Source organism: uncultured Subdoligranulum sp. (assembly GCF_937890665.1).
The window spans coordinates 1-1,572 of the sequence record NZ_CALADU010000324.1; the positions used below are offsets into that span (position 1 = coordinate 1).

Here is a 1,572-nt window from a genome sequence, read left to right on the forward strand (position 1 = left end):
TTATAGGGCCTGTTCAAACCACCCGTTCAACGGGTGGTTTTGATTGTGTTGTGATTTGTTCACGATAAAGAAGTGAGAGGGGATAACGTGGATAGCCTGTTGCATAACGTGGCATTGCGAATTGTTAAATGCATGGATGCGGTACTCATAACCATACCATTTGCGGTGTGTTGGTATTTAGTCTACGCGCCGAATGTTGCCGCACCATACTATGATCGGGGAAATTGGCTAATCGTTGGCATCTATTTGGTGATCTATATCATCTACGGACGCGTGTATGAAGGTTTTATGGTTTCGCTATATCGGATTTCCGAGATGGTCTATTCACAAGGGTTGGCAGCGTTTATCACGGACGCCATTTTGTACCTGATTACATGGCTTTTGACGCAGCATTTGCCGAGCATCTGGCCGTTACTGCTGACCTTTATCATGCAGCTACTCATTGCGGCACTTTGGTCGTATTGTGTGCACCAGTGGTATTTCCATACGTTCCAGCCGCTTCCTACCGCAATCATTTATGATCAGCGTCGTGGAATGGAAGATTTGATCAATGAATATGGACTCACCAAAAAGTTTGATATTCGGGCAATGGCAACGGTAGAAGAATGCTTGGAAAGTAATCTTGGGGTTTTGAAGGAAATGAAAGTTGCCTTCCTCTGTGGCGTGCATAGCCATGATCGCAACATTATCCTCAAATACTGTATGGCTGCAGGAATCCAGGTGTATATGCTGCCTCGAATTGGTGATGTGTTGATGAGCGCAGCAAGGCCTATGCACCTGTTCCATTTGCCGATTCTGCGGTTGACGAGATATAACCCACAGCCGGAATACCTGTTTGTGAAGCGTTTGTTTGATATCGTTTCTTCTGGTTTGGTACTTCTGATTATGTCGCCGCTGATGCTGGTTATTGCACTGGCAATCAGGCTGACCGATGGTGGGCCGGTATTTTACAAGCAGTGTCGTCTAACCAAAGATGGAAAAGCCTTCATGGTACATAAGTTCCGCAGTATGCGGGTGGACGCCGAGAGTGATGGATTTGCGCGGCTGTCGACCGGCGATAAGGATGACCGCATCACACCAATTGGCCGTATTATCCGTAAAGTTCGCTTGGATGAATTGCCACAGTTGATCGATATCTTAAAAGGTGATATGTCGGTCGTAGGCCCGCGCCCCGAACGTCCGGAAATTGCGGCAAAGTACATGGAAGAATTGCCAGAGTTTGCGTTGCGGCTACAGGCAAAAGCAGGCCTGACAGGCTATGCGCAGGTCTATGGAAAGTACAACACTACGCCGTATGATAAGCTGCAGATGGATTTGATGTATATTGCGCACCCGAGTTTGCTGGAAGATTTGCGAATCATCTTTGCAACTATCAAGATCCTGTTTATGCCTGAAAGTACCGAGGGAATTTCCGAGGGTCAAACCACTGCAATGAGTGGAGAAAATCACTAAATATCGACATTTTCGTACATTTCCACCTGCTAAAAATTGGAAGAAATTCCAGGGTGGAATCGGGTATAAATGCAGCTCTTACAGTAGCGTCAAGCTGGAAAGCGGGTGAATTGCCCTACA

Annotated in this window: 1 protein-coding gene; it reads left to right on the top strand. The window is 46.6% G+C overall.

Annotated elements, in window-relative coordinates:
* Positions 1-87 precede the first annotated feature (87 nt).
* Complete coding sequence (locus Q0526_RS18555) at positions 88-1,452, top strand: exopolysaccharide biosynthesis polyprenyl glycosylphosphotransferase (RefSeq protein WP_298736996.1); 1,365 nt, start codon at positions 88-90, stop codon at positions 1,450-1,452.
* The last annotated feature ends 120 nt before the right edge of the window (positions 1,453-1,572 follow it).